The organism is Streptomyces sioyaensis (genome assembly GCF_004122735.1).
GTDB classification, from domain to species: Bacteria; Actinomycetota; Actinomycetes; order Streptomycetales; family Streptomycetaceae; genus Streptomyces; species Streptomyces sioyaensis.
Genome location: NZ_SDIF01000096.1, coordinates 1 through 26,891 on the forward strand (window position 1 = coordinate 1; position 26,891 = coordinate 26,891).

At 71.5% G+C, this 26,891-nt stretch carries 22 protein-coding genes; 4 read left to right on the plus strand and 18 right to left on the minus strand.

Annotated features, from left to right (window positions below):
* Positions 1-597: 597 nt before the first annotated feature.
* The 9 genes from aroB to EST54_RS25695 form a co-directional block, all read right to left on the minus strand.
* The gene (aroB, locus tag EST54_RS25655) at positions 598-1,689 is read right to left on the minus strand and encodes a 3-dehydroquinate synthase (protein ID WP_129250099.1); all 1,092 of its coding nucleotides are present in this window, start codon (positions 1,687-1,689) and stop codon (positions 598-600) included.
* Positions 1,686-2,243: a shikimate kinase gene (locus EST54_RS25660; RefSeq protein ID WP_129250100.1), complete on the minus strand. Its 558-nt coding sequence runs from the start codon at positions 2,241-2,243 to the stop codon at positions 1,686-1,688. Before EST54_RS25660 ends, aroB begins: the two co-directional genes overlap by 4 nt.
* Positions 2,240-3,424 (minus strand): chorismate synthase, encoded by a 1,185-nt coding sequence (gene aroC / locus EST54_RS25665; RefSeq protein ID WP_129250101.1) that lies wholly within the window; start codon positions 3,422-3,424, stop codon positions 2,240-2,242. Before aroC ends, EST54_RS25660 begins: the two co-directional genes overlap by 4 nt.
* Before the next feature lie 120 nt (positions 3,425-3,544).
* Positions 3,545-4,372, minus strand: coding sequence for a shikimate dehydrogenase (locus EST54_RS25670; RefSeq protein WP_129250102.1), 828 nt, complete (start codon positions 4,370-4,372; stop codon positions 3,545-3,547).
* Complete coding sequence (gene mltG / locus EST54_RS25675) at positions 4,372-6,054, minus strand: endolytic transglycosylase MltG (RefSeq protein WP_129250103.1); 1,683 nt, start codon at positions 6,052-6,054, stop codon at positions 4,372-4,374. Before mltG ends, EST54_RS25670 begins: the two co-directional genes overlap by 1 nt.
* Before the next feature lie 129 nt (positions 6,055-6,183).
* On the minus strand, positions 6,184-6,648 hold the full coding sequence (gene ruvX, locus EST54_RS25680; RefSeq protein WP_129250118.1) for a Holliday junction resolvase RuvX: 465 nt from the start codon (positions 6,646-6,648) through the stop codon (positions 6,184-6,186).
* A gap of 14 nt (positions 6,649-6,662) precedes the next feature.
* Positions 6,663-9,332 (minus strand): alanine--tRNA ligase, encoded by a 2,670-nt coding sequence (alaS, locus tag EST54_RS25685; protein WP_129250104.1) that lies wholly within the window; start codon positions 9,330-9,332, stop codon positions 6,663-6,665.
* Positions 9,332-9,676: a DUF6167 family protein gene (locus EST54_RS25690; RefSeq protein WP_129250105.1), complete on the minus strand. Its 345-nt coding sequence runs from the start codon at positions 9,674-9,676 to the stop codon at positions 9,332-9,334. The genes alaS and EST54_RS25690 overlap by 1 nt, the downstream gene beginning before the upstream one ends.
* An 8-nt stretch (positions 9,677-9,684) precedes the next feature.
* Positions 9,685-10,134: a DUF948 domain-containing protein gene (locus EST54_RS25695; RefSeq protein WP_244942615.1), complete on the minus strand. Its 450-nt coding sequence runs from the start codon at positions 10,132-10,134 to the stop codon at positions 9,685-9,687.
* Positions 10,135-10,312: 178 nt separating this feature from the next.
* Here EST54_RS25695 and EST54_RS25700 point away from each other — a divergent pair, with 178 nt between their 5' ends.
* Positions 10,313-12,511, plus strand: a complete 2,199-nt coding sequence (locus EST54_RS25700) for an ATP-binding protein (protein ID WP_129250106.1) — start codon at positions 10,313-10,315, stop codon at positions 12,509-12,511.
* Between the two features lie 26 nt (positions 12,512-12,537).
* Here the strand turns inward: EST54_RS25700 and rpsD are convergent, their stop codons facing one another.
* Positions 12,538-13,149, minus strand: a complete 612-nt coding sequence (rpsD, locus tag EST54_RS25705; RefSeq protein ID WP_086718482.1) for a 30S ribosomal protein S4 — start codon at positions 13,147-13,149, stop codon at positions 12,538-12,540.
* A gap of 185 nt (positions 13,150-13,334) precedes the next feature.
* Here rpsD and EST54_RS25710 point away from each other — a divergent pair, with 185 nt between their 5' ends.
* Positions 13,335-14,093, plus strand: a complete 759-nt coding sequence (locus EST54_RS25710; protein WP_129250107.1) for a DUF2470 domain-containing protein — start codon at positions 13,335-13,337, stop codon at positions 14,091-14,093.
* A 33-nt stretch (positions 14,094-14,126) separates the two neighbouring features.
* Here EST54_RS25710 and EST54_RS25715 read toward each other — a convergent pair whose 3' ends face one another.
* The 4 genes from EST54_RS25715 to EST54_RS25730 all read right to left on the minus strand — a co-directional run bounded on the left by EST54_RS25715 (position 14,127) and on the right by EST54_RS25730 (position 18,588).
* The gene (locus EST54_RS25715) at positions 14,127-15,509 is read right to left on the minus strand and encodes a replication-associated recombination protein A (protein WP_129250108.1); all 1,383 of its coding nucleotides are present in this window, start codon (positions 15,507-15,509) and stop codon (positions 14,127-14,129) included.
* Between the two features lie 108 nt (positions 15,510-15,617).
* Positions 15,618-16,259, minus strand: coding sequence for a vitamin K epoxide reductase family protein (locus EST54_RS25720; RefSeq protein WP_129250109.1), 642 nt, complete (start codon positions 16,257-16,259; stop codon positions 15,618-15,620).
* Positions 16,260-16,600: 341 nt separating this feature from the next.
* A complete protein-coding gene (hisS, locus tag EST54_RS25725) occupies positions 16,601-17,863 on the minus strand; it encodes a histidine--tRNA ligase (RefSeq protein ID WP_129250110.1) in 1,263 nt (420 codons plus the stop codon).
* An 11-nt stretch (positions 17,864-17,874) separates the two neighbouring features.
* Positions 17,875-18,588, minus strand: a complete 714-nt coding sequence (locus tag EST54_RS25730; RefSeq protein WP_129250111.1) for an MBL fold metallo-hydrolase — start codon at positions 18,586-18,588, stop codon at positions 17,875-17,877.
* Between the two features lie 162 nt (positions 18,589-18,750).
* Between EST54_RS25730 and EST54_RS25735 the strand changes: the two genes are divergently transcribed.
* Positions 18,751-19,578, plus strand: a complete 828-nt coding sequence (locus EST54_RS25735) for a peptidylprolyl isomerase (RefSeq protein WP_129250112.1) — start codon at positions 18,751-18,753, stop codon at positions 19,576-19,578.
* A 249-nt stretch (positions 19,579-19,827) separates the two neighbouring features.
* Positions 19,828-21,057, plus strand: a complete 1,230-nt coding sequence (locus tag EST54_RS25740; protein WP_129250113.1) for a DUF349 domain-containing protein — start codon at positions 19,828-19,830, stop codon at positions 21,055-21,057.
* Positions 21,058-21,187: 130 nt separating this feature from the next.
* Here the strand turns inward: EST54_RS25740 and EST54_RS25745 are convergent, their stop codons facing one another.
* The 4 genes from EST54_RS25745 to secD all read right to left on the minus strand — a co-directional run.
* On the minus strand, positions 21,188-23,827 hold the full coding sequence (locus tag EST54_RS25745; RefSeq protein WP_129250114.1) for a RelA/SpoT family protein: 2,640 nt from the start codon (positions 23,825-23,827) through the stop codon (positions 21,188-21,190).
* Between the two features lie 171 nt (positions 23,828-23,998).
* Positions 23,999-24,547 (minus strand): adenine phosphoribosyltransferase, encoded by a 549-nt coding sequence (locus EST54_RS25750; protein WP_129250115.1) that lies wholly within the window; start codon positions 24,545-24,547, stop codon positions 23,999-24,001.
* Positions 24,548-24,620: 73 nt separating this feature from the next.
* A complete protein-coding gene (gene secF / locus EST54_RS25755) occupies positions 24,621-25,733 on the minus strand; it encodes a protein translocase subunit SecF (RefSeq protein ID WP_129250116.1) in 1,113 nt (370 codons plus the stop codon).
* Positions 25,733-26,891, minus strand: a 1,159-nt coding sequence (gene secD, locus EST54_RS25760; protein WP_129250117.1) for a protein translocase subunit SecD, incomplete at its 5' end; no start/stop codon positions are given. The genes secF and secD, both read right to left, overlap by 1 nt.

Consider the following 26,891-nt stretch of genomic DNA (forward strand, 5'->3'; position numbering starts at 1 on the left):
GAGCTGGGCGGGGTGGGCTGCCCCGGGTGGGGCGTCCAGTTCATGGCGGCCCCGGGTCCTGATGCCTGCCCGCGGGGCGGCGGCAGCGGAGCCCCCACTGCGTACTGCATCCGGTGGCTCTCCGTCTCGTGCGTTCGATGTGGTGCGGTGCTCCCCCGGCTGCCGCCGGGAGTGCCCCCGGCGCCGGGCTCGGCCGCCCGTGCGTCGTGGGGCAACCCACCGGCGCGGAGGGGCCGTTGTGCCCCACGGCCCGGTGGGGGTGGTGCTGCTGCGAACGGTACCCTCCCGGGCCCGGTCAGGAGAGGTCCTGCCCCGCTGCTCAGCACATGAACGGCCGGGGCCGGGCCGAGGTGCCCCTGATGGCGCGTCAGCCGGCCGGCGGGCGGACGCAGCGCCCCGGCCCGTCGCGTACGGGCCCGCGGGGCACCGCCGTCCGCCGGGTGCCGCGTCCCGCGGGCCGTACGCGGAGTGCGGGGCGCGGCGGGGTGCGGACGCCGGGACCGGGCGGCGGCACCGCGGGCCCGTGGACCGCGGGAGCCGAGCGGCCGGAGCCCGGCCCGTCGCGCGGCGCGGCGCGGACCCGCCGGGGCGGACGGCTCAGGCCGCGATCTCGGCGTGCGCGGCGAGCAGCATGGCCGGGTCCGGGCCCTCCAGGACGGTCGGCTTGGCCAGGCCGTCCAGGACGATGAAGCGCAGCCGGTCGCCACGGGACTTCTTGTCGACCTTCATCGTCTCCAGCAGCTTGGGCCACTGGTCGCCGCGGTAGGTCAGCGGCAGCCCGACGGAGGCGAGGACCGTGCGGTGCCGGTCGGCGGTGGCATCGTCCAAGCGGCCGGCGATCCGGCCGAGTTCGGCGGCGAAGACCATGCCGACGGAGACCGCGGCGCCGTGCCGCCAGTTGTAGCGCTCGTTCTTCTCGATGGCGTGCGCCAGGGTGTGGCCGTAGTTGAGGATCTCGCGCAGACCGGACTCCTTGAGGTCCGCGGAGACCACCTCGGCCTTGACCCGGATCGCCCGCTCGATGAGCTCGGCGGTGTGCGCCCCGTCCGGGCGCTTGGCGGCCTCCGGGTCCGACTCGATCAGGTCGAGGATCGCCGGGTCGGCGATGAAGCCGGCCTTGATGACCTCGGCCAGACCTGAGACGTAGTCGTGCACCGGCAGCGAGTCGAGCGCGGCCAGATCGCAGAGCACCCCGGCCGGCGGGTGGAAGGCGCCGACGAGGTTCTTGCCCTCGGCGGTGTTGATGCCGGTCTTGCCGCCGACCGCCGCGTCCACCATGCCGAGCACGGTGGTCGGTACGGCGATCCAGCGCACCCCGCGCAGCCAGGTCGCGGCGACGAAACCGGCCAGGTCGGTGGTGGCCCCGCCGCCGACGCCGACGAGCACATCGCTGCGGGTGAAGCCGGACTGCCCGAGCGCCTTCCAGCAGTACGCCGCGACCTCGGCGGTCTTGGCCTCCTCGGCGTTCGGCAGCTGGATGGCGATCGCCTCGTAGCCCTGGGCGGCCAGGTCCTCGCGCAGCGCCTCACCGGTGGCGGCCAGCGCCTCCGGGTGCAGCACCGCCACCCGCTTCACGCCCTCACCGATCAGGCCCGGGAGCTCACCGAGCAGCTGCCGCCCGACGAGCACCTCGTACGGGTCGGTGCCCGCCGTGCCGCCGACCTGGATACGGGTGGCCTGCTCCGTCATGCCTGTTCCTCCCTGTGGGCGGCCCGCGGGGCGTCTCCCGCGGCCGGCCGTAGCTCCAATGCGTCCATGATCACCTCGGCGACCTGGGCGGGGGTGCGCCCGGCCGTGGCGACCACGGCGCGCGCGACCTCGGTGTACAGCGGGCGGCGCCGCTCCATCAGCTCGCGCCACTGCTTGCGCGGGTTGACGGCCAGCAGCGGGCGGGGCGCGTCCAGCCCCACCCGCTTGACCGCGTCGGCCAGCTCCACGTCCAGGAAGACCACCGGCAGCCCGGACAGCAGCGCCCGGGTGCCCTCGTCGAGGATCGCGCCGCCGCCGAGCGAGAGCACGCCCGGGTGGCCCTCCAGGGCGCTGCGGACGGCCGCCCGCTCCAGCTCACGGAAGTGCGGCTCGCCCTGGTCGATGAAGATCTCGGCGATCGGCCGGCCGGCCGTGGCGACGACATCGGCATCGGTGTCGCGATAGCCGACGCCCAGCCGCTCGGCGAGCAGGGCGCCCACCGTGGACTTGCCGGCCCCGGGCGGGCCGATCAGGACGACGACCGGCGAGGTCACTTGATCGCCAGGTTGTCGAGGAAGCTGCGCACATTGCGGCGGGTCTCCGGCACGCTGTCGCCGCCGAACTTCTCCAGCAGCGCGTCCGCCAGCACGAGCGCCACCATCGCCTCGGCGACGATGCCGGCGGCCGGCACGGCGCAGACGTCCGAGCGCTGGTGGTGCGCCTTGGCCGCCTCGCCCGTGCTCACATCGATGGTCGCCAGCGCCCGCGGCACCGTCGCGATCGGCTTCATCGCGGCGCGCACCCGCAGCAGTTCGCCGGTCGCCAGCCCGCCCTCGGTGCCGCCGGAGCGGCCCGAGCTGCGCTTGATCCCGTCGTCGGTGGCGACGATCTCGTCGTGCGCCTTCGAGCCCGGCACCCGCGCCAGGTCGAAGCCGTCGCCGACCTCGACGCCCTTGATCGCCTGGATGCCCATGAGGGCCGCGGCCAGCCGGGCGTCCAGCCGCCGGTCCCAGTGGACGTGCGAGCCGAGCCCGACCGGCACGCCGTAGGCCAGCACCTCGACCACCCCGCCGAGGGTGTCGCCGTCCTTGTGGGCCTGGTCGATCTCGGCGACCATCGCCTTGCTCGCGTCCGCGTCCAGGCAGCGCACCGGGTCGGCGTCCAGCTTCTCGACGTCGGAGGGCTTGGGGTAGACGCCGTAGGGGGCCTTGGCCGCGGCCAGCTCCACGACGTGCGAGACGATCTCGATACCGGCCGCCTCCTTGAGGAAGGACCGGGCGACCGCGCCCAGGGCGACCCGGGCGGCGGTCTCGCGGGCGGAGGCCCGCTCCAGGACCGGACGGGCCTCGTCGAAGCCGTACTTCTGCATCCCGGCGAGGTCGGCGTGGCCGGGGCGGGGGCGGGTCAGCGGCTCGTTACGGGCCAGCGAGTCCAGCACTTCCGGGTCCACCGGGTCGGCCGCCATGACCTGCTCCCACTTGGGCCACTCGGTGTTGCCGACCATCACGGCCACCGGCGAGCCCAGCGACAGGCCGTGCCGTACGCCGCCCAGGAAGGTGACCTCGTCCTGCTCGAACTTCATCCGGGCACCGCGGCCGTAGCCGAGCCGGCGCCTCGCGAGTGCGTCCGCCACCAGCTCGGTGGTGATCGGGACCCCGGCCGGAAGGCCTTCCAGCGTCGCCACGAGTGCGGGGCCGTGCGACTCCCCCGCCGTCAGCCAGCGCAACCTGCTCAACGGTGCTCCTCATGTACTGCTCATCCGCGTACGGTCTCCCCCTGATCCTCCCACGTCGCGCCGGTGGGGCGGCGCCCAGTCCAGGGAGCGGACCGCACGCGCGGGGGCCGGCCGGGCGGATCAGCGGGCGAGGAGTGCCGCCTCCCCGGCGCTGCGCATCGCGGCGAGCGGCGCCGGCGTGCGCCCCGTCATCTGCTCCACCTGCAGGACGGCCTGGTGGACGAGCAGGTCGAGGCCGCCGACCACGGCGCCGCCGCGGCCGGCCCAGGCGGCGGCCAGCGCCGTCGGCCAGGGCTCGTAGAGGACGTCGAAGAGGGTGCCGGGCCGCGCGGGGACGGCGGCGGCGAGCGCGTCGGTGGTGCCCGCCGGGGTGGTGGCGACGGTCAGCGGCGCCTCGAAGGCCGCGGCGGCGTCCTCCCAGGGGGCGGTGCGGACCGGGACCCCGAGCCGCTCGCCCCAGCCGCGCATCTCCGCCGCGCGGGCGTCGCTGCGGACATATGCGGTGACCTCGCCGGTGCAGATACGGGCGAGGGCGGCGAGCGCCGAGGAGGCGGTGGCGCCGGCGCCCAGCACGGAGGCCCGCTCGACCTGCTGTACCCCGCGCTCGCGCAGCGCGGCGAGCATGCCGGGGATGTCCGTGTTATCGCCGAGGCGGCGCCCGTCGCCGGTGAGGACGACGGTGTTCACCGCCTCGACCGAGGCCGCGGTCGGGGTGATCTCGTCGAGCAGCGGGATCACCGCGCGCTTGAGCGGCATGGTCAGCGACAGTCCCGCCCAGGTGGCGTCCAGGCGCTCCATGAAGGCGGGCAGGGCCGCTTCGTCGACCTCGTGCCGGCCGTACGTCCAGTCGCTCAGGCCCAACTCCCGGTAGGCGGCGCGGTGCAGTACCGGGGAAAGGGAATGGGCGATCGGGGAACCGAGCACCGCGGCTCGACGGGTGGTGCTCATTACTTGGCTTTCCCGTGTTCCTTTTCGTAGATGCGCCGGTTGCGCTCGTGCTCTTCGTTCGTCTCGGCGAACAGCGTCTTTTCCGGGTTGATCGAGACGAAGTAGTACCAGTTGCCCTTGGCCGGGTCGATGGCCGATTTGAGCGCCACCTCACCCGGGTTGCCGATCGGGCCCGGCGGCAGTCCCTTGAACTTGTAGGTGTTGTACGGGTCGTTGAAGTTCCGCAGATTGTCGACGGACCCGGTGTCCAGGGTGCTCTGGGATTTCGCGTAGTTCACCGTCGAGTCGAAGTCCAGCAGACCGTAGGTCTCGGTGTTGTTCGGCTTGAGGCGGTTGTAGACGACGCGCGCGACCTTGACGAAGTCGTGCTTGTACTTGCCTTCGGCCTGCGTGAGGCTGGCGACGGTCAGCAGCTGCATCGGCGAGGAGAGGTGGAGCTTTCGGGCATTCCCCTCCAAGTCATACCGCTGGTATACCTGGTTGGCCCGCGCCACCATCTGCTTGAGCACCGCGTCCGGCTTCGCCTTGCCGCCCACGCTGTAGGTCGACGGGTAGAGGAAGCCCTCCAGCGGGTCCTTTATCTTCGGGGAATCATCGGCCCAGGACGGCAGTCCGAGGTTCTTGGCGTCGCTCTTTGCCACGCCCTTGGTCGTGCCGGCCTTGAGATGCAGCTTCTGGTCGATGAGTTTGTAGACGTCGGCGGAGCGCAGCCCTTCCCGGATGGTGAGGCCGTTTCGGCTCTTGGGATCCAGCATGAGCTCGATGGCCGCGGCGCCCGACATCTTCTTGCGGAGGGTGTACGTCCCCGGTTGCAGGCTCTGCGCCTTCGCGTTCTCCCCGGCCGCCTCCGTGAAGGCCCCGGCGCTCTTGATGACGCCCTTTTCCTGGAGGATCTGCGCCATTTCGGAAAGCGGCGAACCATCCGGAATGTCGACCTGGATGTCGCCGGAGCCCTCGCCCTCGTAATCGGGGGACAAGCCGAAGTGGCTCACGATGAAGTCGTAGCCGAAGTACCCGACGGTGCCCGCGGCGCCGGCGAAGAGCAGGAAGACGACCAGACAGGCCCGGCCGCTGCGCCGCTTGTTCTTCTTGTTGTTCTTGCCGCGGCGGTCGCGCCCGCCCCGGCCGTCCTCGCCCGGGTCCGGGTCGTCGCTTTCGTCGTCCTCGTCGCGATCCGCGAAGAACGCGTGCTCCGGCTCCGGCTCGCGCGGCTCCGGCCCGGCCCGCCAGTCGTCACCCGGGCCGTCGTCGTAGTACGGCTCCGGCTGCTGCGGGCTCTGCTGCGCCGGGTGCGGCGGCTGGTACCGCGGCTGTTCCTGCGTCTGCTGCATCTGCTGGGCCTGCTGGGCCTGCTGAGCCTGCTGCCGCAGATGGTCCGGATGCGGCGGCGGATAGGCGTCCGGCGTGCCGTAGTAGTCGGGGCTCGCGCCGGTGTACGGGTCGACCGGCGGCTGCTGCTGCCCGTAGGGGTCGTACGGCACGTGTCCGCCCTGCGGGCCGTCCCAGCCCCCGTGGTACTGCTGCTGCGGATACGGATCCGGCTGCTGCGGGGGGTGCGGGGCGGACTGCCTGCCGCTCCACTGAGGCTGCTGGGCCTGGCCTCCGTAAGGACCCTGCTCTCCGTAGAGCGGGTCCTCGGGGTGCCACGGTTCGGAGCCGTAGCCCCGGCCATACTCGGTCATCGATCCCCTAGAGCCGAGAGGCGGTGCGCTCCGGCCTGGCAGCGCGCTTGCTGGTAACCCGACCCGCCTCTACTTGCACGCGCGGCTGTTCGAACGCCGCACATCGCGCGGAACGTTACCGTACCGCGATCAGATGACCACTTCGACGCTCTCGCCCGGAGGGGCCCCCGAGACGCGCTCGGTCTCCAGTGCGCTCTGCAGGATGACCACGGCCGCCGCCTGGTCGACCACCGAGCGGCCCTTCTTGCTCCGCACCCCCGAGGCCCGCAGGCCCTGGGTCGCGGTCACCGTCGACATCCGCTCGTCGACCAGCCGGACCCCTACGGGTGCGATGGCGCGGGCCAGCTCCTGGGCGAAGGCCCGGACCTTGGCCGCGGCCGGCCCCTCTCCCCCGTGGAGGGAGCGGGGCAGACCGACCACGACTTCGAGGGGTTCGTACTCCTCGACGATCGCCTTGAGCCGGCGGTGCGCTGACGGGACGTCACGCCCCGGGACGGTCTCGACGGGGGTGGCGAGGACCCCGTCGGGGTCGCACGAGGCGACCCCGATGCGGGCATCCCCGACGTCCACCGCGATGCGCCGGCCGCGTCGCATCTCACTCACGCGCGTCAGGCCGCCTCGGCGACGAGGCGCTCGACGGCCTCGATGGCCTCGGGCACCGCGGCGGCGTTCTGGCCACCGCCCTGGGCGACGTCCGGCTTGCCGCCGCCACCGCCGCCGAGCGTCTTGGCGGCGGCACGGACCAGGTCACCGGCCTTGATGCCGCGCTCGCGGGCGGCCTCGTTGGTGGCGATGACCGTCAGCGGACGGCCGCCCGCCACCGTGAAAAGCGCCACAACGGCGGCCCGGCCGCCCTGGATCCGGCCGCGGACGTCGAGCACCAGCTTGCGCAGGTCGTCGGCGGAGGTGCCGTCCGGGACCTGACCGGCGGCCAGCGCCACCCCGCGCACGTCCTTGGCGCCCTCGGCCAGCCCGGCGGCGGCCTGCAGCACCTTCTCGGCGCGGAACTTCTCGATCTCCTTCTCGGCGTCCTTCAGCTTGGCCAGGACACCGGAGATCTTCTCCGGCAGCTCCTCCGGACGTCCCTTGACCAGCTCGGTGAGCTGGGAGACGACGGTGTGCTCGCGGGCCAGGAACCGGTAGGCGTCCACACCGACCAGCGCCTCGACGCGGCGCACGCCGGAGCCGATGGAGGACTCGCCGAGCAGCTTCACCAGACCCAGCTGGGCGGTGTTGTGGACGTGCGTGCCGCCGCACAGCTCCTTGGAGAAGTCGCCGATGGTGACGACCCGGACCCGGTCGCCGTACTTCTCGCCGAACTCGGCGATGGCGCCCTGCTTCTTGGCGTCGTCCATGCTCATGACCTCGGCGTGCACATCGAGCTCACGGGCCAGCACGTCGTTGATCTTCTGCTCGACGTCCGTGAGGACCGTGCCGGGCACGGCGGCCGGCGAGCCGAAGTCGAAGCGGAAGCGGCCCGGGGAGTTCTCCGAACCGGCCTGGGCGGCCGTCGGGCCGAGGGCGTCGCGCAGCGCCTGGTGGGTGAGGTGGGTGGCGCTGTGGGCGCGGGCGATGGCCCGCCGGCGGGTGACGTCGATGGCGGCGTACGCGGCGGAGCCGACCACCACCTCACCGACCTGGACGACGCCCTTGTGGACCGTGACGCCGGGCACCGGCTGCTGGACGTCGCGGACCTCGACGACGGCGCCGGAGTCCAGCTTGATCCGGCCGGTGTCGGCGAGCTGGCCGCCGCCCTCGGCATAGAAGGGGGTGCGGTCCAGGACGACCTCGACCTCGTCGCCCTCGTGGGCGGCGGGCGCCGGTACGCCGTTGACCAGCAGGCCCACGAGGGTGGACTCGCCCTCGGTGGCGCTGTAGCCGGTGAACTCCGTGGCGCCGGACGTGTCGGCCACCTCGCGGTAGGCGGACAGGTCGGCGTGGCCGCTCTTCTTGGCCTGGGCATCGGCCTTGGCCCGCTCCCGCTGCTCCTTCATCAGCCGCCGGAAGCCGTCCTCGTCCACCGAAAGGCCCTGTTCGGCGGCCATTTCGAGGGTGAGGTCGATCGGGAAGCCCCAGGTGTCGTGGAGCAGGAAGGCCTTGTCGCCGGGCAGGACCGTGCCGCCGGTGGCCTTGGTGTCGGTGACGGCGGAGTCGAGGATGTTGGTGCCGGCCTTCAGCGTCTTGACGAAGGCGGCCTCCTCGGCGAGGGCGACCGTCTCGATGCGGCGGCGGTCCTCCAGCAGCTCCGGGTACTGCTGGCCCATGGTCTTGATGACCACGTCCATCAGCTCACCGATGACCAGCCCGGTGGCGCCGAGCAGGCGCATGTTGCGGATGGCGCGGCGCATGATGCGGCGCAGGACGTAGCCGCGGCCCTCGTTGCCGGGGGTGACGCCGTCGCCGATGAGCATCGTGGAGGTGCGGATGTGGTCGGCGACCACGCGCAGCGAGACGTCGGAGTCGTGCGAGTGGCCGTAGCGGACGCCGGTCAGCTCGGTGGCCTTGTCGATGACGACGCGCAGGGTGTCGGTCTCGTACATGTTCTGCACGTCCTGCAGGATCATCGCCAGGCGCTCAAGACCGAGGCCGGTGTCGATGTTCTTGCTGGGCAGCTCGCCGAGGATCTCGAAGTCCTCCTTGCCGGTGCCCTGACCCCGCTCGTACTGCATGAAGACGAGGTTCCAGATCTCGACGTACCGCTCGTCGTTGACGGCCGGGCCGCCCTCGACGCCGAACTCCGGGCCGCGGTCGTAGTTGATCTCGGAGCACGGGCCGCAGGGGCCCGGGACGCCCATGGACCAGTAGTTCTCCTTCTTGCCCAGGCGCTGGATGCGCTCCTTGGGCACGCCGATGACCTCGTGCCAGATGCGCTCGGCCTCGTCGTCGTCGAGGTAGACGGTGATCCAGAGCTTCTCCGGGTCGAGGCCGTAGCCACCGTCGGCCTGCGAGCCGGTCAGCAGCTCCCAGGCGTACGTGATGGCGCCTTCCTTGAAGTAGTCGCCGAAGGAGAAGTTGCCGCACATCTGGAAGAAGGTGCCGTGCCGGGTGGTCTTGCCGACCTCTTCGATGTCCGGCGTACGGACGCACTTCTGGACGCTGGTGGCACGCGGGCCGGGCGGCTTGACCTCACCGAGGAAGTACGGCTTGAAGGGGACCATGCCCGCGTTGACGAGCAGCAGCGTCGGGTCGTCCGCGATGAGCGACGCCGACGGCACGACGGTGTGCCCGCGCTCCTCGAAGAAGCGCAGCCAGCGCCTGCGGATTTCAGCCGACTCCATCAGTGGTCCTCTTTTCCAGTCGGTCCGGTCAGACCGTGCGGTCCGGTTGTTCTCGTGGTTCGGTACTGCGGTTCGAGCACCGCACGCCGCGGTGCGGGCAGCTCACGCACCTCGGCCTGCTCGCCGATTCCGAGGGCTTCGTGCAGCTGTTCTTCACGGTCCGCCATTCCGGTCCGTACGTCCAATGCAAATTGGCGCAGCCGGTGTCCGGTCTCGACGGCCTTGTCCGCGGCCTGCGCGGCGAGGCTGTCGGGCTGCAGCTTGCGCAGCTTGCGGTGGACCTTGTTGGTGGCCCACACGCCGGCGGCGGCGCCGGTGGTGAACCAGAATGCGCGGCGGAACATCGCGGTGATCAGTCCTTGGAGCGGCGGTTGCGGCGCCCGCCGCGGCGGGCGCCGGGCAGGGTACGGCCGACGACGACGGTGCGCTCAGCGCGCCCGGTGGCAGGGGCGTCCGCGCCCTTCTTGCCGATCGCGCGGCGCACCCCGTAGCCGAAGGCCGCCACCTTGACCAGCGGGCCCCCGAAGGCGGAGGAGACGGTCGAGGAGAGCGCGGAGGCGTTGGCGGTGACCTCCTGGACGTCGGCCGCGATGGCGTCGACGCGGGCCAGCTGGCTGTGCGCGGAGCGGACGGTCGCGGAGGCGTCGGCCAGGAGCGGGACGGCCTGCTCGGACACCTCGGCCACCATTTTCGTGGTCGCCTTCAGCGTCTGTGCGAGCCTCACCAGCACGAGGGCGAGGAACGACACAAGGATCGCCCAGAAGACGGCCACGAGGATCCCGGCCACCTCTCCACCGGACACGTTGGCACCACTCTCCGACTGGTCTGGTCTGGTTTCGTCCTGCTCGAACGGCAACCTTGACCTTATCGCGCCGCGACTGCCCGCCCGCACCGCGTTCCCGGTGGCGCGCAGCGGATGCCGGGGGAATCCGGCGGCGTGATTGTACGGTCCGCATCCCGCCGAGTACGCTCCGTGTGCCATGCGACGCCTCACGCGCTCCGGCCCCGCCGCCCGCCCCTCCCCCGAGCGTGTCCGGGCACCGCGAAGGCCCGGGAATCTCCCCGCGGAACTCAACCGCTTCATCGGCCGCGGCGACGAACTGGCCGCGCTGGCGCGGGAGCTGGCATCCGCCCGGCTGGTGACCCTCACCGGACTCGGCGGCGTCGGGAAATCACGGCTTGCCGGACAGAGCGCAGCGATCTTGCAGGATCGCTTCTGCGATGGGGTGTGGCTGGTCGAACTGGCCTCGCTGCGCGAGGCGCACCTGCTCGACCACGCCGTCGCCGAGGTCCTGGCACCGGCCGGCTACGGCGGCCGCCCGGTGCGCGCCGCGCTGTGCGAGCACCTGGCCGACCGTGAGCTGCTGCTCGTCCTCGACGGGTACGAGCACCTGGTCGACGCCTGCGCCGAGCTGACCGCGGAGCTGCTGCGGCGCGCCCCCGGGCTGCGGGTGCTGGCCGCCGGCCGCCGGCCGCTCGGGGTCGGCGGCGAACGGATCGTGCCGCTGGCGCCGATGAACACCGCCGACGCGCGTGCCCTGTTCGCCGACCGCGCCGCGTCCGTCGTCGCCGGCTTCACCGTCGGGCCGTCCGACGAGGCGGCGGTCGGCGAGCTCTGCGACCGGCTCGACGGCATCCCGCTGGCACTGGAACTGGCCGCCGGACGGCTGCGCGCGCTGTCCGTGTCCCAGGTGCTGCACCGGCTCGACGACCGTTTCCGGCTGCTGACCGGCAACGCCCGTGGCGCACTGCCCCGCCATCAGACCCTGCGTACCGCGATCGGCTGGAGCCATGAGCTGTGCACGCCCGCGGAACGGCTGCTGTGGGCGCGGCTGTCGGTCTTCGCCGGGCAGTTCGACCTGGAGGCGGCCGAATACGTCTGCTCGGGCCCGGAGCTGCCGGCCGACGAACTCCTCGACGTCCTCGCGGAGTTGGTCGCCCAGTCGGTGCTGGTACGCGAGGAGACCGCGGCCGGGGTGCGCTACCGGATGCTGGACACCGTACGGGCCTACGGCGCGGGCTGGCTGGCGGCGACCGCCGACGGCGAGCGGCTGCGGCGCCGGCACCGCGACTGGTATCTGGGCCTGGCCACCTGGTGCGAGCTGGACTGGTTCAGCCCCCGGCAGGCCGAGATCGCGGCCCGGATCGAGGCCGAGCTGCCCAATCTGCGGGTGGCGCTGGAGCAGAGCCTGCAGAGCCCGGCCGATTCGCACCTGGGCCAGTATCTGGCCGGCACGCTGTGGTTCTACTGGGTGGCCTGCGGACGGCTCGCGGAGGGCCGGCACTGGCTGGACCGGGCCCTGGAGCTGGAGAGCGACCACGACGACGCACGGATGAAGGCGCTGTGGGTGGCCGGTTATGTCGCGGTGCTCCAGGGGGACACCGTCGCCGCCCTCGGTTCGCTGCAGCGGTGCCGCGACGAGGCCGAGCGGACCGGCAACGCCACCGCCGCCGCGTACGCGCTGCAGCGCACCGGCTGCCTGGCGCTGGTCTGCGACGACATGCCGCGCGCCGAGGAGCTGCTGCGCCGGGCGCTGCGCCACTACCGGGAGGTCGGCGAGCTCAGCATCACGGTGCTGATGGGGCAGGTGGAGCTGGCGATGGCGCTGACCTTCCAGGGCGAGCTGGCGGACGCGGTGCGGCTGTGCGAGGGCGTCCTGGAGGTCTGCGAGGACCACGGTGAGCGCTGGACGCTGGCGTACGCCCAGTTCGTGCTGGCCTGTGCGGCCTGGTCGCGGGGGGACGGCGGGCGGGCGCGGGCGCTGCTGGAGAAGTGCCTGGCCATCGAGCACTCCTTCGGCGATCTGCTGGGCGCGGTGCTGGCGATCGAGCTGCTGGCCCAGGTGACGCTGGGCGAGGGCGACGCGGCGGAGGCGGCGGTGCTGCAGGGCGCCGCGGCGCGGCTGTGGTCGTCGGTCGGGCTGCCGTTGTTCGGCTCGCGCCACTTCCACCAGCCGCATGCCCAGTGCGCGGAGCAGGCGCGCGAACGGCTGGGGTCCGAGCGCTACGAGCACTGCCTGCGGGTGGGCGGGCGGCTCGATCTGGACGCGGCGGTGGCCCGGGCCCTGCGGTCCGCGGGCCCGGACTCCGCGGGCCGTCCTGCGCTGCGGCGCACGGCGCCCGGCACGAACGAACCCGCCGCCTCCCCCTCCGCGAGCGGCGGGGAGACGGCGGGCTGAGCGTGGTGCTGCGCCTGCGGTGGTGCTCAGCGGGCGTAGTACTCGACGACGAGCTGCTCGTCGCAGATCACCGGGATCTCCTTGCGGTTCGGGTCCCGGTCGAGGCGGAACGCCAGAGCCTGCAGGTTGACCTCCAGGTAGCGGGGGGTCTCGCCGTCGGGGGCGTAGCCACCCTCACGCGCGACCTGGAAGGGGTGCTTCTCGCGGCTGCGCTCGCGGACCATCACGACATCGCCGGGACGGACGCGGAAGGACGGCTTGTCGACCTTGCGGTCGTTCACCGAGATGTGGCCGTGGACGACCATCTGGCGAGCCTGGTAGATCGTGCGGGCGATGCCCGACCGCAGGACGAGCGCGTCCAGACGGCGCTCAAGCTCGATGATCAGCGCTTCGCCGGTCTTGCCTTCGACCTTCCGAGCGCGGTCGTAGGCACGCGCCATCTGGCGCTCGCTGATGTCGTACTGCGCACGCAGACGCTGCTTCTCCAGCAGACGGACCTTGTAGTCACTGGACTGCTTGCGGCCGCGGCCGTGCTCGCCGGGCGGGTAGGGACGGGCCTCGAAGTACTTGACGGCCTTCGGCGTCAGCGCAATGCCGAGCGCGCGGGACTTCTTGACCTTGGGACGCGACTGGTTCACGTGGAACGGACCTCCGTGTAAGTTAGGTGAGGCTTACCTTAGCGCGAGGAGAACGCATGTTTCGACCTGGGATCCCCCTGCCCGGTGCTGCTCAGAGCACAGAGGCGGGTCAGCCGCGTCCCAAGGAAGACGCCCAGCAGCCCTCTGCCGCCGAGCGCGTACGAACCCTCGTCGAATCCCATGGTATGGCGTCCCTGAACGTCCCCGGCGTCGAGGACCCCGAAGAGAACGGCCTCTCCGGTCCCGTCTGCCGGACCGTCACATCCGGTGGAGACGTGCTGTTGCTGGTTCCTGGCGACTGTGCCGCGGCCCGGGCCGCCGCCCACGCCCAGGATGACGACCTGGCAGCCGTGATGGAGATCACGGATGTCGCGCCGGTTTCGGTGCCCCATCGCGTCCGCGGACGGGCCTGGATCGCCGGCTGGCTCACCCCCGTACGCAACGCGCAGCGCGCCGAGGCCGCGATGCTGCTGGCGGAGCGGCACCCGGTGGGCGAGCTGCTCGGCCTCGGCGAAGCGCTGGAGCCGGACCCGGCACCGGGCAGGTACGGGCGGGCCGCCTGGATGATGCTGCGCCTGGAGGTCGGGGAGTGCGCGGTGGACGATCTGTGGGGCGCCGACCCCGTCGAGCCCGACGCCTTCGCCGAGGCGGTCCCCGACCCGCTGGTCGCCCATGAGGCGGAGCTGCTGCAGCATCTGCACGCGGCGCACGGCGAGCAGGTGCGCGAGCTGTGTGCCCTGCTGGACGACAGCACCCAGGCGGTCTGCGGGCTGCGCGATCGGGCGGTGCCGGTGAGCCTGGACCGCTTCGGGCTGCGGGTCCGCTTCACCGACGCCGGGCAGCGCTCCTTCGACGCGCGGTTCGACTTCCCGGAGCCGGTGCGGGACGTGGCCGGGCTGCGGCGGGCGATGCACCATCTCTTCGAGGCGGCGGGCGCACGGTAGAGCCGGGGCGCAGGAGAGCCGGGGCACGGCCGCCTAGTCGGTGGTGCCCTCGCCACCTGCGCCGCGCAGCCGGGCGCGGACCCGCTCGGCGACATCGGCATAGCGGGCCTCGGCGCCGTGCCGGGTCGGTGAGTAGTAGCGCTTGCCGTGCACCTCGTCGGGCGCGTACTGCTGGGCCGCGATGCCGCCCGGCAGGTCGTGCGGATACTGATAGCCCTGACCGTGGCCGAGCTTCTGGGCGCCCTTGTAGTGGCTGTCGCGCAGACGGAGCGGCACCGCACCCGCCTGACCGGCCCGGACGTCCGCCAGCGCGGCATCGATCGCGAGATACGCGGCATTCGACTTCGGCGCCAGGGCGAGCGCGATGGTGGCCTGGCTGAGGGTGATCCGCGCCTCCGGGAAGCCGATCAGCGCCACGGCCTGGGCCGCGGCGACCGCCGTCTGCAGCGCCGTCGGATCGGCCAGGCCGATGTCCTCGCTCGCCGAGATCATCAGCCGGCGCGCGATGAAGCGCGGGTCCTCGCCCGCCTCGATCATGCGCGCGAGATAGTGCAGCGCGGCATCGACGTCCGAGCCCCGGATGGACTTGATCAGCGCGCTGGCGACGTCGTAGTGCTGGTCGCCGTCCCGGTCGTACTTCACCGCCGCCCGGTCGACGGACTCCTCCAGGGTCCGGAGGGTGATCTCCTTCTCGCCCTTGGACAGCGCGGATCCGGCGCCGGCCTCCAGGGCGGTCAGCGCCCGCCGGGCGTCCCCGCCCGCGATGCGCAGCAGATGCGCCTCGGTGTCCTCGGGGAGGGTCACCGCGCCGGCCAGCCCGCGCGCATCGGTCAGCGCGCGCCGCAGCAGCCCGCGCAGATCGTCGTCCGTGAGGGGTTCGAGCGTCAGCAGCAGCGACCGGGAGAGCAGCGGCGAGATCACCGAGAAATACGGGTTCTCGGTCGTCGCGGCGATCAGGGTCACCCAGCGGTTCTCCACGGCGGGCAGCAGGGAGTCCTGCTGGGCCTTGCTGAAGCGGTGGATCTCGTCGAGGAAGAGGACGGTCTCCTTGCCGTAGCCGCCCGAGGCACGCCTGGCGCCGTCGATGACCGTACGGACCTCCTTGACGCCCGCCGTGATCGCCGACAGCTCCACGAAGCGCTTGTTCGTCGCCTGGCTGACGACGTACGCGAGGGTCGTCTTCCCGATGCCGGGCGGCCCCCACAGGAACACCGATGACGGCCCCGCGGGGCCGCCCGTCCCGCCCTTGCCGTCGTCACCCACCAGCCGCCGCAGCGGCGAGCCCGGCCTGAGCAGATGCTGCTGGCCCACGACCTCGTCGAGGGTGCGCGGACGCATCCGCACGGCGAGCGGGGACCCCGCGGGGTCCTTCTCCTGGCGGTCTTCGGCGGCGGCGGTGAACAGGTCGGGCTCCACGATCACGAGCCTAAGCCACCCCACTGACAACGCCCCGGCCGCCGTCATCGACGGCGTCCGGGGCGTGGAGCGGGCTTCGCGCGGTTAGGGGATCAGTGCACGCACCTACTAGATCAGCGTGCTCCAGTACGACCACCATTTGGTGAGGATCAGCAGCGCGATCACGCCGTACCAGAGCACCGGTACGACCCAGTGGAACTCCAGCACCACGCGCCGCAGCCCCTCGGGGGACGGGATGATGCCGTGCTTGAGGTTGTGCGCGGTCGTGTACCAGAACATCAGGATCGTGACGCACCAGGTCAGCGTGCACCACAGGCACAGCGAGTTGATGCTGTACAGCGACTGGGTCATCAGCCACATGCAAAAGACCGTGGCGAGCCCGGTGCCGATGTTCAGCCCGATCCAGTACCAGCGGCGGAAGCGGGCGCCCGCCAGCAGGGCCATGCCGATCGCGATCACCACGCCGAAGCCGACCAGCCCGGCCATCGGGTTCGGGAAGCCGAAGGCTTCCGCCTGCTTGCTCTGCATGACGTTGCCGCAGGAGATGATCGGGTTGAGGCTGCAGGCCGGCTTGAAGTTCGGGTCCTTCAGCAGCTCGAACTTGTCCAAGGTGATGACCCAGGCCGCCAGCAGACCCAGTGCACCGGTGATCACCAGGAGCAGGGCGAGCCCGCGACCGGAGCCGGTGGCGGGCGCGCTGCTCGCGCGGTCGTCGTCGGTGGACACGTCGTCAAGCGCTGTCGTCGTCATATCGCCGTTCCGTCGATCCCTCAGGAGATGGGCCTCAGCAGGCGGGCCGGGCAAGCGCGGCCGCGCCGTTCATTGTGCCCCAACTCCACCATGACCCACTGTGCGGTGCGCATAAAGACGAACCCTCCGTACACAGCGTTCTCTCAGCCTGCGCTCCGCCCCGGCACGTCCTGCCGCCCGACCTGCCGCCCGCCCGCGAGCCCACCGTCGCCGTCGCGGCAGCACCGGAATCCGTCCGCCGGGATGACGGCACGGCCTGGGTTGACACCGGGCGCCCGGCAGCACGAGGGGCCCGGACGGCAGGTCGCCGCCGGGCCCCTCAACGTCCGTCCGCAGGCGGCTCAGCCCAGCGCGCGCCGGATCTCCTCGGCCACCGCGCCCAGCGCGACCGCGGTCTGCTCACCACTCTCCAGGTCCTTGAGCTGGACCACGCCCTCGGCCAGATCCCGCTCGCCCGCCACGATCGCCAGCCGTGCGCCGGAGCGGTTGGCGGACTTCATGGCGTTCTTCAGGCCCTTGCCGCCGTACGCGAAGTCGGTGGCGACGCCGGACCGGCGCAGCTCGGTGACCACGCCGAACAGCACCCGGCGGGCCTCCTCGCCGAGCGGTACCGCGTAGACGGCGGTGGCCGCGGGGATGTCGAGCGTGATGCCCTCCGCCTCCAGCGCCAGCACCGTACGGTCGACGCCCAGCGCCCAGCCGACGGACGGCAGCGCGGGGCCGCCGATCATCTCCGAGAGGCCGTCGTAGCGGCCGCCGCCGCCCACCGCGGACTGCGAGCCCAGGCCGTCGTGGACGAACTCGAAGGTGGTGCGGGTGTAGTAGTCCAGGCCACGGACCAGCTTCTCGTCGTCCTCGAAGGCCACGCCCGCCGCGGTCAGCAGCTCGCGTACCTGCTCGTGGTACGCCTTGCAGGCCTCGCAGAGGTAGTCGCGGAGCTTGGGCGCCCCGTCGAGCTGCTTCTGCACCGCCTCGCGCTTGTCGTCCAGGACCCGCAGCGGGTTGATGTCGACCCGGCGCCGGGTGTCCTCGTCGAGGTCGAGCCCGCGCAGGAAGTCCTGCAGCGCCGCTCGGTAGACGGGACGGCACTCCTTGTCACCCAGGGAGTTCAGCAGGATGCGGAAGCTCCGCAGCCCCAGCGCCCGGTACGCCTGGTCCGCCAGGATGATCAACTCGGCGTCCAGCGCCGGGTCCTCGGTGCCGATCGCCTCGGCGCCGACCTGGGAGAAGTGGCGGTATCGGCCCTTCTGCGGACGCTCGTAGCGGTAGTACGAACCGGAGTACCAGAGCTTGACCGGGAGGTTGCCCGCCTTGTGGAGGTTGGCCTCCAGTGCGGCACGCAGTACGGACGCGGTGCCCTCGGGGCGCAGCGCGAGCTGGTCGCCGCCCTTGGTCTCGAAGGCGTACATCTCCTTGGTCACGATGTCGGTGGACTCACCGACGCCGCGCGCGAACAGCTCGACGTTCTCGAAACCGGGCGTCTCGATGTAGCCGTACCCGGAGTTCTTCAGCGGCGCGGCGATCGCCTCGCGCACCGCGAGGTAGGTGGCGGACTGCGGCGGAATCAGGTCGTACGTGCCCTTGGGGGCCTTGAAGGTGCTCACGGAAGCTCTCGTCACATTCCTCGTCGTGGAGCGGCGCTGGAGCCGTCTCCGAGGCCGGCCGCCACCTCCCGCAGGAAGGGGTTGGTGGCGCGCTCGCGGCCGATGGTGGTCTGGGGGCCGTGGCCGGACAGGACGACGGTCGAGTCCTCCAGCGGCAGGCACACGCGCGCCAGCGACTTGAGGATCTCGGCGTGGTCGCCGCCCGGCAGATCGGTGCGTCCGATGGAGCCGGCGAACAGCAGATCGCCCGAGAAGAAGACCGGCGGGATGTCGGCCTGCTCGGGCATCCTGAACGTCACCGACCCCTTGGTATGGCCCGGTGCATGGTCGACGGAGAACTCCATCCCGGCGAGCTGCAGGGCGGTGCCGTCGCTCAGCTCCTTGACGTCGTCCGGCTCCCCCACGGTGAGGTCGCCCATCAGCTGCTGACCGAGGGAGCGGCCGATGGCCTTCGCCGGGTCGCTCATCATGTAGCGGTCCTCGGGGTGGATCCAGGCCGGGACGCCGTGGGCACCGCACACCGGAACGACGGAGGCGACATGGTCGATATGGCCATGGGTGAGGACGACCGCGACGGGCTTGAGCCGATGCTTTTTGACCGCGTCCTCGACTCCTTGGGCCGCCTGGTGGCCCGGGTCGATGATGACGCACTCCTCACCGGCGGCGGGGGCGACCAAGTAGCAGTTGGTGCCCCAGGCCCCGGCGGGGAACCCGGCAATCAGCACGTTCGTCCTTAAAGGTCGGTGTGGAGGTCGGGCCGCGGGGGCCGCTCTCCGGACATCTCGGCAGCTCCAGAGCCTACCGGCGGGACTCCCGGCAGGGCGAACCCGTATACGGTACGGCCACGGCGCATCTCAGTGATCGATGAGCGGACAAGGAGACGACCGGTGGTCAGCAAGGATCAGCGGCGGCGGCAGCTCGCCCGGGAGAAGTTCGAGCGCCAGCAACAACGACGGTCCGTCGCCCAGCGGAAGGCCAAACGCCGCAACGTGATCACCGCGTCCGCCGTGGCCGTCGCCCTGGCCGCCGGCGGCGCCGTCTACGCCTCCGCGGGACTGACCGGCGGCGGGCCGTCCGACCGTGCCGCCGCGGACGGGGCGCCGTCGAAGGCCCCGGACCCCTGTGCCAGGCCCGCGAAGGGCGCACCGTCGGCGAAGACCTGGAAGAAGGAGCCGGCGATGTCGCTCGACACCTCGGCCTCCTACTCCGCGAAGCTGGCGACGACCTGCGGCACGATCGAGCTGAAGCTGGACGCCGGCAAGGCCCCGCACACCGTCAACTCCTTCGCCTTCCTGGCCGGTCAGGGGTATTTCGACCACAGCAAGTGCCACCGGCTGGTCGACGAGGGGATCCACGTCCTGCAGTGCGGTGACCCGAAGGGCACCGGTCAGGGCACCCCCGGCTACACCATTCCGGACGAGAACCTCAAGGATCCCCGGCTCAAGGGCGGTGTCTATCCGGCGGGGACGGTCGCGATGGCCAACCGCTACGACGGCCGGAGCAAGGAGACCCGCAACACCGGTGGCAGCCAGTTCTTCCTCGTCTACCAGGACAGCAAGCTGCCCCCGAACTACACCCCCTTCGGCACGATCACCGGCGGCATGGACGTGCTGCGCAAGATCGCCGATGCGGGTTCGCGGCCCGACCAGGCGATCCGCGCCACCGTGCCCAACGCCACCGTCGTGATCAACCGGGCGACCGTGAAGAAGTCCTGACCTGCCGGGCGCCCCGGGGGCGGCCACCGCCGTCCCCGGTGCGCACGGCGGAATTCGGTCGCGCTGGATGCGGACAGCCGAGCGCCGTTCGCCTAGATTGGCGTTGTGTAGGGTGCCTGCTCCGACGGCTGCCACCCTCACCCGCAAGTCAGCCCGTCGGACCGGCCAGGGCGTGGCTCTGCCGGACAGAAACTGTGGACGATGCCGGGGGGCCGCACGCCCCCGTCGGCATCATGTGGAGGAGGCGCTGTGAGCAGCGACCCATGGGGCCGCGTCGATGAGACGGGGACCGTGTACGTGCGTACCGCCGATGGCGAGCAGGTCGTCGGATCGTGGCAGGCAGGAACTCCCGAGGAGGCCCTCGCCTACTTCGAGCGCAAGTATGAGGGCCTGGTCGTCGAGATCGGCCTCCTCGAGCGCCGGGTCAAGACCACCGACCTGTCGGCGAAGGACGCGACGACCGCGATCGAGCACCTGCGCACCCAGGTCGACGAACACCACGCGGTGGGCGATCTGGACGCACTCAAGAAGCGGCTGGACAAGCTCGTCGAGGCCGTCGAGTCGCGTCGCGAGGAGCGCAAGGCGCAGAAGGCCAAGCAGAGCGACGAGGCCCGGCAGGCCAAGGAGAAGCTGGTCGTCGAGGCCGAGGAGCTGGCGGCCAGCGAGCAGTGGCGGGCCGCCGGTGAGCGGCTGCGCGCGCTGGTGGACACCTGGAAGAGCCTGCCGCGGCTCGACCGCAAGGCGGACGACGAGCTGTGGCACCGCTTCTCGCACGCCCGCTCGGCGTTCTCCAAGCGGCGCAAGGCCCACTTCGCGTCGCTGGACGCCCAGCGCGAGGAGTCCCGCAAGGCGAAGGAGAAGCTGGTCGCCGAGGCCGAGTCGCTGTCGCACTCGACGGACTGGGGGGCCACCGCGGCCCGCTACCGCGAGCTGATGGCGGACTGGAAGGCCGCGGGCCGGGCCCAGCGCGAGCACGAGGACGGCCTGTGGAACCGCTTCCGCGGCGCCCAGGACATCTTCTTCCAGGCGCGCGGTGAGGTCTTCGCGGAGCGCGACACCGAGCAGCGGGAGAATCTGACCCGCAAGGAGGAGCTGGCCGTCGAGGCCGAGAAGCTGCTCCCGGTGTCGGACCTGAAGGCCGCCCGTGCGGCGTTCCGCTCGATCAACGAGCGGTGGGAGGCCATCGGCCACGTCCCCCGGGACGCCCGCCCCAAGATCGAGGGCCGGATGCACGCCGTCGAGCGCGCCATCCAGGACGCCGAGGAGAACGAGTGGCGCCGTACGAACCCTGAGGCGCGGGCCCGCGCCGCGGGGCTCACCGGCCAGCTCCAGGACGCGGTCGACAAGCTGCAGAAGCAGATCGACACGGCCCGGGCGGCCGGCAACGACGCCAAGGCCGACAAGCTCGGCCGTGAGCTGGAGGGCCGCAAGGCACTGCTGGACCAGGCGCTGAAGGGCCTGGAGGAGTTCGGCGGCTGAGCTTTGCGCCTGAGCCGGCGCCGCTGTCGCGGACGTGGTTGCTCGCCGTAGGGGTTCCTCAGTCAGTGGCTGAGGTGCCAGACGCAGAAGGGCCCGGTACGGGATCCGTACCGGGCCCTTCGGCTGCCTGTTACGGCCTTCTGGCCGACGTCACCCGGTACACGTCGTACACGCCCTCCACGCCCCGGACCGCCTTCAGGACATGGCCCAGATGCTTGGGGTCGCCCATCTCGAAGGTGAAGCGGGAGGTAGCGACGCGGTCCCGGGAGGTCTGGACGGCCGCCGAGAGGATGTTGACGTGCTGGTCGGACAGGATCCGGGTGACGTCCGACAGGAGGCGGGAACGGTCCAGCGCCTCGACCTGGATGGCGACCAGGAAGACCGAGGACTGGGTGGGCGCCCACTCGACCTCCAGGATCCGCTCCGGCTGCCGGGACAGCGAGTCCACGTTGACGCAGTCGGCGCGGTGCACCGAGACGCCGTTGCCGCGGGTGACGAAGCCGATGATGGGGTCGCCCGGCACCGGAGTGCAGCAGCGGGCCAGCTTGACCCACACATCGTCGACGCCCTTGACGACCACACCCGGGTCGGCGCTGGACCGGCGCTTGGAGCGCGGCCGGATCGGTGTCGACTCGGCGATGTCCTCGGTGGCCTCGTCCTGGCCGCCGAGTGCCTGCACCAGCTTCTGGACGACGCCCTGCGCGGCGACATGGCCCTCGCCGATGGCGGCGTAGAGCGAGGAGATGTCCGGGTAGCGCATCTCGTGCGCGAGGGTGACCAGGGAGTCGCCGGTCAGGATCCGCTGGATCGGCAGGTTCTGCTTGCGCATGGCCCGCGCGATGGCGTCCTTGCCCTGCTCGATCGCCTCGTCGCGGCGCTCCTTGGAGAACCAGCCGCGGATCTTGTTGCGGGCGCGCGGGGACTTGACGAAGCCGAGCCAGTCGCGGGACGGTCCGGCGCCCGTCGCCTTGGAGGTGAAGACCTCGACCAAGTCGCCGTTGTCCAGGGTCGATTCGAGCGGTACGAGGCGCCCGTTGACCCTGGCCCCTATCGTGCGGTGGCCGACCTCGGTGTGCACCGCGTACGCGAAGTCGACGGGGGTGGCACCGGCCGGCAGCGCTATGACATCGCCCTTCGGCGTGAACACGAAGACCTCGTTGCGCGACAGGTCGAAGCGCAGCGACTCCAGGAACTCGCCCGGGTCCTCGGTCTCCTTCTGCCAGTCCAGCAACTGCCGCAGCCAGGCCATGTCGTTGACCGTGTCCTGGCCCTTGCCCGCCTTGCCGGCGGCGGACTTCGGGACGTCCGTACGGATCTTGGAGGCGCCCGCCACCGCCTCCTGCTTGTACTTCCAGTGCGCGGCGATGCCGTACTCGGCGCGGCGGTGCATGTCGAACGTACGGATCTGGAGCTCAACGGGCTTGCCGCTGGGGCCGATCACGGTCGTGTGCAGCGACTGGTACATGTTGAACTTGGGCATCGCGATGTAGTCCTTGAACCGGCCGGGGACCGGATTCCATCGCGCGTGGATGGTGCCGAGGGCCGCGTAGCAGTCGCGGACCGTGTCGACGAGGACGCGGATGCCCACCAGGTCGTAGATCTCGGCGAAGTCGCGTCCGCGGACGATCATCTTCTGGTAGACGCTGTAGTAGTGCTTCGGGCGGCCGGTGACCGTGGCCTTGATCCGGGCGGACCGCAGATCGGCCTGGACCTCGTCGGTCACTATCGCCAGATACTCGTCGCGCTTGGGCGCCCGCTCGGCGACCAGCCGCACGATCTCGTCGTACATCTTGGGGTAGAGGATCGCGAAGGAAAGATCCTCCAGCTCCCACTTAATGGTGTTCATGCCCAGGCGGTGGGCGAGCGGTGCGTAGATCTCCAGCGTCTCGCGGGCCTTCTTCTCCTGCTTCTCCCGCTTGAGGTAACGCATGGTGCGCATGTTGTGCAGCCGGTCGGCGAGCTTGATGACCAGGACACGCGGGTCCTTGGCCATCGCGACGACCATCTTGCGGACGGTCTCGGCCTGCGCGGCCTCACCGAACTTGACGCGGTCGAGCTTGGTGACGCCGTCGACCAGCAGCGCGACCTGATCGCCGAAGTCGTTCCGCAGGGTGTCCAGGCCGTACTCGGTGTCCTCGACGGTGTCGTGCAGCAGGCCGGCCATCAGCGTCGCCGGGTCCATGCCCAGCTCGGCGAGGATCGTCGTCACCGCGAGGGGGTGGGTGATGTACGGGTCGCCGCTCTTGCGCTTCTGGCCGCGGTGCCAGCGCTCGGCGACCTGGTAGGCCCGCTCGATCTGCCGCAGCGTGGCGGTCTCGATCTTGGGGTCGTTGCCGCGGACGGCCCGCAGCAGCGGCTCCAGGACCGGGTTGTACGGGCTGGAGCGCTGCACGCCCAGCCGGGCGAGGCGGGCCCGTACGCGGTTCGGGGAGCCGGAGCGGCCGGCGGGGGTGGGCGGCAGCGGCCGGGAAGCGACCGGCTGGTCGGCCTTGGCCGGCGGCTTGTCCGCGCGGGACGGCGTCGGGGCCGGCTGGGACGAGGAAGCGGCGGAGCCCGCCTCGGGGGCCTTGCCGCGCCGCTCGGCGGGCGGCCCGGACGCGGCGGACCGGCCGGCCGGCCGGGGCCCGTCGGTACCGTCGGGGGCGCCCTGCCGCCCGGACTCGGGCGCGCGGGGGGAAGCCGCGTTCGCGGGCTTCGGCTCATCCGGGCGCGCGGCGTCGGTTCCCGCCGGACGCGATCCGGGGGAGAGCGGCTGGGCCTCGTCTGGCAAGAGCACTCCTCAGGCGGTTCCGGACCCCAGTGCCTCGAACGGGCCGGGGTGCCATGGTATCGACCCCGGGCGGACAACTCCCCCGCGGCCATGGGTCCGTACATGACACAGCAGCAGGGGCACCCGAATTCTTCCGGGTGCCCCTGCGACGTGGTGCGGAGTGAGACCGGCTCAGACCGTGATCAAGGCCTCCAGCGGAGCGCCCTTCAGGCCCGGCTCCAGCCGCTGCCGCCCGGCCAGGAAGCCGAGCTCCAGCAGCACCGCCAGGCCCGCGACCTCGGCGCCCGCACGCCGGATGAGCTGCAACGACGCCTCGGCGGTCCCGCCGGTGGCGAGCACGTCGTCGATCACCAGCACCCGGTCGCCCGGGTCCAGCGCATCGGCGTGCAGCTCGATCTCGGCCGTGCCGTACTCCAGCTCGTAGGCCTGCCCGAGCGTCGCACCGGGCAGCTTGCCCGCCTTGCGTACGGGCACGAAGCCGACGGCGGCGCGGACCGCGACCGGGGCGGCGAGGATGAAGCCGCGCGCCTCCAGGCCCACGACCTTGTCCACGCGGAACCGCGCGCACAGATCGACGAAGGCGTCGGTCAGCGCGCCGAAGGCGACCGGGTCGGCCAGCAGCGGGGTGATGTCCTTGAACACCACGCCCGGCTGCGGATGGTCCGGGACGTCCGATATCCGGCTGAGCAGCAGCTCGCGCAGGGCGGTGGGGGCACTCATGCCGAAACCTCGCTTCGCTCAGCCTCGCATTCGCGCGGCACGCACCTCCTGATGTTTCGCTCGCTACGCTCGCTCATCGGCGCTTGCCCGACGGGCGGCCGCGTCCGCGGTTGCGGGAGGCGGGCTGCCGGCGCGGTCCGACGACCGCGGCGTCCTCGGCGTCGGCGTCCTCGACGTCCTCGGCCTGCGGGCCCTCCTGGTTCGCTTCCTTGGCGGCGGCCGCGGCACGCTTCGCCTGCACCCGCTTGGTCAGCGCCTTCATCTGCGGCTCGCGGCTCTTCAGCTCGGCGACCAGCGGGGTCGCGATGAAGATCGAGGAGTACGCACCGGCGGCGAGACCGACGAACAGGGCCAGCGAGATGTCGTTGAGCATGCCCGCACCCAGTACACCGCCGCCGACGAACAGCAGACCGGCGACCGGCAGCAGCGCCACGACGGTGGTGTTGATGGACCGCACCAGGGTGCTGTTGATGGAGCGGTTGGCGATCTCGCTGTAGGTGAAGCGGGTCTGCTTGGTGATGTCCTTCGAGGCCTCCTTGAGGCTGTCGAAGACGACCACCGTGTCGTACAGGGAGTAACCGAGGATCGTCAGCAGACCGATGACCGTGCCCGGGGTGACCTCGAAGCCGACCAGGGCGTAGACACCGACGGTGATGGTGAGGTCGTGGATGAGCGCGACCAGGGCGGCGAGCGCCATCCGCCACTCGAAGGCGATGGCCAGATAGAGCACCACGAGGACCATGAAGATCCCCAGGCCCAGCCAGGCCTTGTTGGCGATCTGCTCACCCCAGCTCGGACCGACCAGCTGGGTGTTGACGTCCTTGACCTGGACGTTCAGGTCCTTGGCGAGCTCTTCCTGGACCGGCAGCGCCTGCTTGGTGTCCAGACCGCTGATCTGGATGCGCAGCGCGCCGCCGCCGAGCTTCTGCACCACGGCCTGGTGGCCGCCCGCCGCCGACTCGGCCTTGTGCTGCGCCTCCGAGGCGGAGACCGAGGTCTTCGGCGTGGTGAAGACCGCGCCGCCGGAGAACTCGATGCCCATGTTCAGACCGCGCACCGCCAGGCCGACGATGGCCGTGATGGTGATGAGGATCGAGAGGCCGTACCAGATCTTCCGCTTGCCGATGAAGTCATAGCCGACCTCGCCGCGGTAGAGCCGGGCGCCGATGTTTCCGAGCTTGGACATCACGCCTCCTTCGTCTGGGTCGGGGCGCTGCCGCGGCGGCGGCGCAGCGGTGGCCTGGCGCCCAGGCGCTTGGGATCGAGGCCGGACCACGAGTGGCCGTCGGCGAAGAACTTCCGCCGGGCCAGGAGCGTCATCAGCGGCTTGGTGAAGAAGAAGACCACGACGACGTCGAGCACGGTGGTCAGGCCGAGCGTGAACGCGAAGCCCTTCACCTTGCCGACGGTGACGATGAACAGCACCGCGGCGGCCAGGAACGACACGAAGTCGGAGACCAGGATCGTGCGGCGGGCGCGCGGCCAGCCGCGCTCGACGGCCGGGCGCAGGGTGCGGCCCTCACGGATCTCGTCCCGGATGCGTTCGAAGTAGACGATGAACGAGTCGGCGGTGATACCGATGGCGACGATGGCGCCGCAGACCGCCGGGAGGTTCAGCGCGAACCCGATGGCCGGCCCGAGCAGCGTCATGATCGCGTACGTCAGGATCGCCGAGACGCACAGGCTCGCGAGCGCGACCAGCGACAGGCCCCGGTAGTAGGCGACGAGGTAGAGGACGACCAGCGCGAGGCCGATGGCGCCGGCGATCAGACCGGCGTGCAGCTGCTCACCGCCGAGTGCCGCGGTGACCGTGGTCTCGTCGTCGATCTTGAAGGAGAGCGGCAGGGCACCGTAGGACAGCATGTTGCCGAGGTCCTCGGCGGACTTCTGGGTGAAGCCGCCGGAGATGGTGGCGTTGCCGCCGTTGAGCCGCTCGCTGACGCGCGGGTCGGAGACCACCGCGCCGTCCAGGACGATCGCGAACTGGTTCTGCGGCTGCGCCTTGGTGGCGAGCTTGCCGGTGACGTCCGCGAACTTCTTGCCGCCCTCGGAGGTGAAGTCCATCTGGACGATCCAGCCCTGGCCCTGCTGGCTGTCGAAGACGGCCTTGGCGTCCTTGACGTCCGTGCCCTCGACCCCGATCGGACCGAGCACGTACTTCTGCGTGCCGTCGTCCTTGCAGGCCACAACCGGGTCGGACGGCTTGGTGGCGGCGGCCTTCTGACCGGCAGCGGCGCGGCTCGCCTTGGTGGAGCAGTCCAGCGCGTTCAGCTGCTTCTGGAGGGCCGGCGGGATGCCCGCGCCACCGGGGGGCGGCGGGGGCATCCCGCCGGCCCTCCAGAAG

What these genes read in the sequence shown, in the direction of transcription:
- EST54_RS25710 (WP_129250107.1), top strand. Translation starts at nt 13,335, where the DNA reads ATGGCGTCCCTGAACGTCCCCGGCGTCGAGGACCCCGAAGAGAACGGC.
- alaS (WP_129250104.1), bottom strand. Translation starts at nt 9,332, where the DNA reads ATGGAGTCGGCTGAAATCCGCAGGCGCTGGCTGCGCTTCTTCGAGGAG.
- secF (WP_129250116.1), bottom strand. Translation starts at nt 25,733, where the DNA reads ATGTCCAAGCTCGGAAACATCGGCGCCCGGCTCTACCGCGGCGAGGTC.
- EST54_RS25720 (WP_129250109.1), bottom strand. Translation starts at nt 16,259, where the DNA reads ATGACGACGACAGCGCTTGACGACGTGTCCACCGACGACGACCGCGCG.
- EST54_RS25670 (WP_129250102.1), bottom strand. Translation starts at nt 4,372, where the DNA reads ATGAGCACCACCCGTCGAGCCGCGGTGCTCGGTTCCCCGATCGCCCAT.
- EST54_RS25700 (WP_129250106.1), top strand. Translation starts at nt 10,313, where the DNA reads ATGCGACGCCTCACGCGCTCCGGCCCCGCCGCCCGCCCCTCCCCCGAG.
- mltG (WP_129250103.1), bottom strand. Translation starts at nt 6,054, where the DNA reads ATGACCGAGTATGGCCGGGGCTACGGCTCCGAACCGTGGCACCCCGAG.
- ruvX (WP_129250118.1), bottom strand. Translation starts at nt 6,648, where the DNA reads ATGCGACGCGGCCGGCGCATCGCGGTGGACGTCGGGGATGCCCGCATC.
- aroB (WP_129250099.1), bottom strand. Translation starts at nt 1,689, where the DNA reads ATGACGGAGCAGGCCACCCGTATCCAGGTCGGCGGCACGGCGGGCACC.
- EST54_RS25690 (WP_129250105.1), bottom strand. Translation starts at nt 9,676, where the DNA reads ATGTTCCGCCGCGCATTCTGGTTCACCACCGGCGCCGCCGCCGGCGTG.
- EST54_RS25750 (WP_129250115.1), bottom strand. Translation starts at nt 24,547, where the DNA reads ATGAGTGCCCCCACCGCCCTGCGCGAGCTGCTGCTCAGCCGGATATCG.